Annotated in this window: 5 protein-coding genes; all 5 read left to right on the top strand. The window is 71.1% G+C overall.

Annotated features, from left to right (window positions below; translation table 11 throughout):
• Positions 1-139 precede the first annotated feature (139 nt).
• On the top strand, positions 140-631 hold the full coding sequence (gene dut, locus H7A69_RS09235; protein ID WP_182046765.1) for a dUTP diphosphatase: 492 nt from the start codon (positions 140-142) through the stop codon (positions 629-631).
• Positions 628-1,350: a DUF3710 domain-containing protein gene (locus H7A69_RS09230; RefSeq protein ID WP_223246494.1), complete on the top strand. Its 723-nt coding sequence runs from the start codon at positions 628-630 to the stop codon at positions 1,348-1,350. Before dut ends, H7A69_RS09230 begins: the two co-directional genes overlap by 4 nt.
• A 44-nt stretch (positions 1,351-1,394) precedes the next feature.
• Positions 1,395-2,198 carry a DUF3159 domain-containing protein gene (locus H7A69_RS09225; protein ID WP_259346159.1) on the top strand — a complete coding sequence of 268 codons (804 nt, stop codon included), beginning with the start codon at positions 1,395-1,397 and terminating at the stop codon, positions 2,196-2,198.
• Between the two features lie 128 nt (positions 2,199-2,326).
• Positions 2,327-5,182, top strand: a complete 2,856-nt coding sequence (locus H7A69_RS09220) for an aconitate hydratase (protein ID WP_182046764.1) — start codon at positions 2,327-2,329, stop codon at positions 5,180-5,182.
• 131 nt (positions 5,183-5,313) lie between these two features.
• Positions 5,314-7,248 carry a 1-deoxy-D-xylulose-5-phosphate synthase gene (dxs, locus tag H7A69_RS09215; RefSeq protein WP_182046763.1) on the top strand — a complete coding sequence of 645 codons (1,935 nt, stop codon included), beginning with the start codon at positions 5,314-5,316 and terminating at the stop codon, positions 7,246-7,248.
• The last annotated feature ends 12 nt before the right edge of the window (positions 7,249-7,260 follow it).

Raw genomic sequence — 7,260 nt, 5'->3', positions numbered from 1 at the left:
CGGTCCGGCGGCAGGGCATGCAGGGGGTGTGGCGCTCGGGCGACGTGCTCGTGTTCCCCGGCGACGAACCGCCGCTCGTGCTCGCCGACGTGCCGCACGCCGACCTCGTGGTCGCGGTTCTGCACTACCCTCGTGTCTCGTGACCGAACCAGTCGACGTGCTCTGGACCGGGGAGAACGCTCCCGGCCACGCCCACCCCGGGGACGCCGGTGCCGACCTCGTCTCCACCGAGTCGTTCGTGCTGCAGCCGGGCGAGCGTCGCCTGGTCGGCACGGGCCTGCGGATCGCGCTGCCCGAGGGGTACGCCGGGTTCGTCGTCCCCCGCAGCGGGCTCGCGGCGAAGCACGGCATCACCATCGTGAACGCGCCGGGGACCGTCGACGCGGGCTACCGCGGCGAGATCGGGGTCGCGCTCCTCAACACCGACGCCGCAGAGGCGTACGAGGTCCGGACCGGCGACCGCATCGCGCAGCTCATCGTGATGCCGGTGCCCCGCGTCACGTACACGCGCGTCGAGGCACTGCCGGACGGCGTGCGCGGTGAGGGCGGGTTCGGGTCCTCGGGCTACGGTGACCGGGGTGGTGCCCTGTACGGCGCCGCCGACGACTTCCAGGAAGGAACGGACGCATGAAGTTCGGCCGACGCAAGCGGGACGAGGTCGAGGTGGCGGACGCCGTCGTCGACGACGCCGAGATCGCGGAGACGACGCCGGAGGTCGACATCGCGACCGACGCCGACGCCGACCTCGACGAGGTGGACGCCGTCGCACCGACGGACAAGTCCGCCCCGGCCGACCGGGCCGAGAACGGCCCCCACGACGAGACCGAGGCGAACCTGGTCCGCCCCTACGTCGACCTGGGCGGCGTGAAGGTGCTCCCGCGCGAGGGCCTGCACCTGCGCCTCGAGGTCGAGGAGGGCTCGCAGCGCGTCGTCGCGGTCGGGCTCGACTACGACGAGTCGACGCTGCAGGTCCAGCCGTTCGCCGCACCGCGGTCGACCGGCCTCTGGCACGAGATCCGCGCGCAGATCGCGGACCAGATCGAGCGGCAGGGCGGCCGCGTCGAGGAGGTCGACGGGCCGTTCGGCCCCGAGCTCCGCGCGCTCGTCCCGGTCGTCACCGACGGCTCCGGCTCGACCGACGGTGCCCGGGCGGCGCGGTTCGTCGGCGTCGACGGCCCCCGGTGGTTCCTGCGCGGCGTGATCGCCGGCAAGGCCGCCGAGCAGCCCGACGACGCCGCCGAGATCGAGGAGCTGTTCCGCAGCGTGGTCGTGGTGCGCGGCACCACGCCGATGCCGCCGCGCGACCTCATCCCGCTGCACATGCCGAAGTCGACGCAGTCCGCCGTCTGACGCCCGGTACGTCCCCGCTCGACTCGACACGGCCTGGAGGCACGGTGCCGGACCACGACGACACCCCGCGTCGCGCAGACGCGACCGACGAGACCCCCGGTCACGTTCCGACGTCGCCACGGGAGCCGGCTCCTGAGCCCGAGGTCGCGCCGTCGTTCTCGGCGCAGTTCCGCGCCGCGGTGCAGAACGCCGGGATCGCACGGGTGGCCCCGGGCGAGGCGCCGTCCGGCCGGGCCCTGCTCGGCGCCGTCGGCGGTGTGCGCGGCCTCGCCGAGTCGGTGCTCCCCGGGTTCGCCTTCCTGGTCGTCTACGCGATCACGAAGGAGCTCGTGCCGAGCGTCGTGATCCCGGTCGTCGTCGGCCTGGTGTTCGTCGTGCTCCGCCTGCTGCAGCGGCAGTCGCTCACGATGTCCTTCGCGGGCATCGCCGGTGTGGTCGTCTCCGCGGCGCTCGCACTGTTCACCGGCCGTGCCGAGACGAACTTCATCCCCGGCATCGTCATCAACTCGGTGTGGCTGGTCGGCCTCCTGGTGAGCCTCGCGGTCCGCTGGCCCCTCATCGGCGTCGTGGTCGGCTTCCTGCTGCCGGCGGACGAGGACGGCTCGCACGTGGACTGGCGCGCGGACCCCACGAAGCGCCGCGTGCTGACCGTCGCCACCTGGGTCTGGGTCGGGCTCTTCGCGCTCCGACTGGCCGTCGAGGTGCCGCTGTACCTGACCGCCCAGGTCGAGCTGCTCGCCGCGGTGAAGCTCGTCCTCGGCGTGCCGCTCTACGCCGCCGTGCTCTGGGTCACCTGGCTGCTCGTCCGCACGGTGTTCGTGCGGCGTGAGGACACCGCCGCGGTGTAGGGTTGTCTCGACATCGAGACACTTTCCCGGCGACGCTCCGACGCGGCCGGGATTAGGTTTGCCTTGCTGGTGGGACGTTCCGCGGCCCACGAGGATGAGGGCACACCGATCACCAGGGAGGCGGCACAGTGGCTGCAGTCAACAGCTTCGGCTCGAAGGACACACTGTCGGTTGGGGGTGTCGACTACGCGATCCACCGGATCGACACCGTGCCCGGGCACGAGAAGCTCCCGTACAGCCTGAAGGTGCTGCTCGAGAACCTGCTCCGCACCGAGGACGGCGCGAACGTCACCGAGGAGCAGATCCGGGCGCTCGGTTCGTGGCGGCCCGAGGCCGAGCCGGACACCGAGATCCAGTTCTCGCCGGCCCGCGTGGTCATGCAGGACTTCACCGGCGTCCCGTGCATCGTCGACCTCGCCACCATGCGCGAGGCGATGGCCGAGATCGGCGGCGACCCGAACAAGATCAACCCGCTGTCGCCGGCCGAGATGGTCATCGACCACTCCGTCATCGCCGACCTCTTCGGTCGCGAGGACGCGCTGCAGCGCAACACGGACCTCGAGTACGAGCGCAACGGGGAGCGCTACCAGTTCCTCCGCTGGGGCCAGACCGCGTTCGAGGACTTCAAGGTCGTCCCGCCGGGCACCGGCATCGTCCACCAGGTCAACATCGAGTACCTGGCGAAGGTCACGTACACGCGCGAGTTCGACGGCGAGCTGTACGCGTACCCGGACACCCTCGTCGGCACCGACTCGCACACGACGATGGTGAACGGTCTCGGCGTGCTCGGCTGGGGCGTCGGCGGCATCGAGGCCGAGGCCGCCATGCTCGGCCAGCCCGTGTCGATGCTCATCCCGAAGGTCGTCGGCTTCAAGCTGTCCGGGTCGATCCCGGCCGGCGTGACCGCGACCGACGTCGTGCTCACCATCACGCAGGAGCTCCGCAAGCACGGCGTGGTCGGCAAGTTCGTCGAGTTCTACGGCGAGGGCGTCTCCGAGGTCCCGCTGGCGAACCGCGCGACCATCGGCAACATGTCCCCGGAGTTCGGGTCGACCGCCGCGATCTTCCCGGTCGACGGCGTCACGCTCGACTACCTGCGCCTGACCGGCCGCACCGAGGACCAGATCGCCCTCGTCGAGGCGTACAGCAAGGCCCAGGGCCTGTGGCACGACCCGTCGGTCGAGCCCGCCTACTCGGAGTACATGGAGCTGGACCTCTCGACGGTCGTGCCGTCGATCTCCGGACCGAAGCGCCCGCAGGACCGCATCGAGCTCTCGAAGGCGAAGGACCAGTTCGAGGTCGACCTCGCCAACTACGCGAGCATCGACCACACGCACGAGGACAAGGCCGTCGCCGACACCTTCCCGGCGTCGGACCCGGTCGCGGCCGCACCCGGCGACGAGCACGCGGTCGACGACCTGCAGGACGCCCCGCCGTCCGAGGTCCCGCTGCACGCGTCGAGCGCCCCGGGCACGGTGTCGAAGCCGACGTCGGTCTCCGTCGCCGACGGCGACCCCTTCACGATCGACCACGGTGCCGTCGCGATCGCGGCGATCACGTCGTGCACGAACACGTCGAACCCCTCGGTGATGATGGCCGCCGGCATCCTCGCGCGGAACGCCGCGAAGAAGGGCCTCAAGGCCAAGCCGTGGGTCAAGACGACCCTGGCGCCGGGCTCGAAGGTCGTCACCGACTACTACGAGAAGGCCGGGCTCACCAGCTACCTCGAGGACCTCGGCTTCTACACGGTCGGCTACGGCTGCACGACGTGCATCGGCAACTCGGGCCCGCTGCCCGAGGAGATCTCGCAGGCCGTGCAGGACAACGACCTCGCCGTCACCGCGGTGCTCTCGGGCAACCGCAACTTCGAGGGGCGCATCAACCCCGACGTGAAGATGAACTACCTGGCGTCCCCGCCGCTGGTCATCGCCTACGCCCTGGCCGGGTCGATGCACTTCGACTTCGACAAGGACGCCCTGGGCACCGACCAGGACGGCAAGGACGTCTACCTGCAGGACATCTGGCCCGACGCGGCCGAGGTGCAGGACGTCATCGACACGTCGATCGACACCGAGATGTTCACCCACGAGTACGGCTCCGTGTTCGAGGGCGACGACCGCTGGAAGAACCTGCCGACCCCGACGGGCGACACCTTCGAGTGGGACACCGAGTCGACCTACGTGCGGAAGCCCCCGTACTTCGAGGGCATGACGATGCAGCCGGACGCGGTGTCGGACATCTCCGGCGCCCGCGTGCTCGCGAAGCTCGGCGACTCGGTCACCACCGACCACATCTCGCCGGCCGGGTCGATCAAGGCGGACAGCCCCGCCGGGCAGTACCTCGCCGAGCACGGCGTCGACCGGAAGGACTTCAACTCCTACGGCTCGCGTCGCGGCAACCACGAGGTGATGATCCGCGGCACGTTCGCGAACATCCGCCTGCGCAACCAGCTGCTGGCCTCCGCGAACGACGGCGCCGGCGTCGAGGGCGGGTACACCCGTGACTTCACGACGCCCGACGGCGAGCAGTCGTTCATCTACGACGCGTCGCAGCACTACCAGGAGCAGGGCATCCCGCTCGTCATCTTCGGCGGCAAGGAGTACGGCTCCGGCTCGTCCCGCGACTGGGCGGCGAAGGGCACGAACCTGCTCGGCGTCAAGGCGGTCATCACCGAGAGCTTCGAGCGCATCCACCGCTCGAACCTCATCGGCATGGGCGTCGTCCCGCTGCAGTTCCCGGCGGGCGAGACGGTCGAGTCGCTCGGCCTCGACGGCACCGAGGTCGTCTCGATCTCGGGGCTCACCGAGCTGAACGAGGGCCGCACGCCGAAGACCGTGCACGTCACGGCCGAGCCGAGCGAGCACTCGCCGGCGGGCAAGCAGACCGTGGAGTTCGACGCGGTCGTCCGCATCGACACCCCCGGTGAGGCCGACTACTACCGCAACGGCGGCATCCTGCAGTACGTGCTCCGTTCGCTCGTCTGAGCGACGTGAGCACGGGTCGCTGACGCGACCGAGACACGGACGGGAGGCGCGGTGCCAGCTGGCACCGCGCCTCCCGTCCGTGTCCTGGTTGCGCGGCTAGGGTGGGGGCCTGCCCCACGAAAGGAGCGCCCGTGAGCCTGCTGAGCAGCATCTCCTCGCCGCGCGACCTCAAGCGTCTGTCGGACGCGCAGATGACCGAGCTCGCCGCCGAGATCCGCCGGTTCCTGGTCGCCGAGGTCGCGAAGACCGGTGGGCACCTCGGGCCGAACCTCGGCGTCGTCGAGCTGACGCTCGCGATGCACCGGGTGTTCGACTCCCCGCACGACCCGTTCGTCTTCGACACCGGGCACCAGTCCTACGTGCACAAGCTCGTCACCGGGCGGCAGGACTTCTCGCACCTCCGGGAGCGCGGCGGGCTCGCCGGCTACCCGCAGCGGAGCGAGTCGGAGCACGACATCGTCGAGTCGTCGCACGCGTCGTCTTCGCTGTCCTGGGCGGACGGGATCTCGCGCGCCTTCCGGCAGACCGGGCAGGACGACCGCACCGTGGTCGCCGTCGTCGGGGACGGCGCGCTCACCGGCGGCATGACGTGGGAGGCGCTCAACAACATCTCCGACGGCAACGACCGTCGGCTCGTGATCGTCGTCAACGACAACGGGCGCTCCTACGCACCGACCATCGGCGGCATGGCGCGGTTCCTCAGCTCGGTCCGCACGCGTCGCGAGTACCGCGCACTGTTCGAGAAGTCGCAGGCCGTCGCGTCGCACTTCGGGGCGCCGGGCCGGGCGTTCTACCGCGGGCTCCGCGGTGGCATGCACGGCTTCCTCTCGCGCTTCACGAACAACGAGGCGCTGTACTCGAACCTCGACATCAAGTACATCGGTCCGGTGAACGGTCACGACGAGCGCGCGATGGAGGCTGCGCTGCGCCAGGCCAAGGCCTACGGTGCGCCGACGATCGTGCACGCCATCACCGAGAAGGGCCACGGCTTCGAGCCCGCGCTCCGTGACCAGGCGGACCAGTTCCACGCCGTCGGGCACATCGACCCCGAGACCGGCGAGTCGCTCGACGTCTCCGCGGGGCCGTCGTGGACGTCGGTGTTCGCGTCCTCGCTCGCCGACCTCGGTGCAGCGGACCCGCGCATCGTGGCGATCACGGCGGCGATGCTCCGTCCGACCGGCCTCCACCGGTTCCAGGAGCGGTTCCCGTCCCGGGTCATCGACGTGGGGATCGCCGAGCAGCACGCGGTGACCTCGGCCGCCGGGCTGGCGTACGGCGGGCTGCACCCCGTCGTGGCGCTGTACGCGACCTTCCTGAACCGGGCGTTCGACCAGGTGCTCATGGACGTGGCGCTCCACCGTGCCGGCGTGACGTTCGTGCTCGACCGCGCGGGCATCACCGGGCCGGACGGACCGTCGCACCACGGCATGTGGGACCTCGCGCTGCTGCAGGTCGTCCCGGGCATCCGGATCGCGGCGCCGCGCGACGCGCCGACGCTGCGCGAGGAACTCGGCGAGGCCGTCGCCGTCGACGACGCCCCGACCGTGCTCCGCTGGTCGAAGGGGTCGGTCGGGCCGGACGTCCCGGCGCTCCGACGGCTGCACGACGGCGTGGACGTCCTGCGGGACCCCGCCGAGGGGCAGGAACCCGACGTGCTGTTCGTCGCCGTCGGCTCGATGGTGCAGGTCGCCCTCGAGGCCGCCACACTGCTCGAGGCGCAGGGCATCGGCGTCACCGTGGTGGACCCGCGGTGGGTCGTGCCGATCCCGGCGTCGCTCATCGACCTGTCGCGCGAGCACCGGCTCGTCATCACCGTCGAGGACGGCGTCCGCGTCGGCGGCGTGGGCACCCGGCTGCGGCAGGACCTCCGCGCGGCGGGCGTCGACACCGGGGTGAACGAACTGGGGCTGCCGGACGAGTTCATCGACCACGCCTCGCGCTCCGAGATCCTGGCGGACGTCGGGCTGACGGCGCAGGCCATCGCGCGCGACGTGATCGACCAGGTGGTCGGGACGAAGCTGCCCCAGGCGAAGCCGGCGCGGACGCGGGAGTCGGCGGACCGCTGACACTGGGCACGG

It is taken from the genome of Curtobacterium sp. ME26 (assembly GCF_903970945.1).
Lineage (GTDB): Bacteria > Actinomycetota > Actinomycetes > Actinomycetales > Microbacteriaceae > Curtobacterium > Curtobacterium citri.
This window is presented reverse-complemented; position numbering and strand designations above follow the sequence as displayed.

What these genes read in the sequence shown, in the direction of transcription:
- H7A69_RS09230 (WP_223246494.1), top strand. Translation starts at nt 628, where the DNA reads ATGAAGTTCGGCCGACGCAAGCGGGACGAGGTCGAGGTGGCGGACGCC.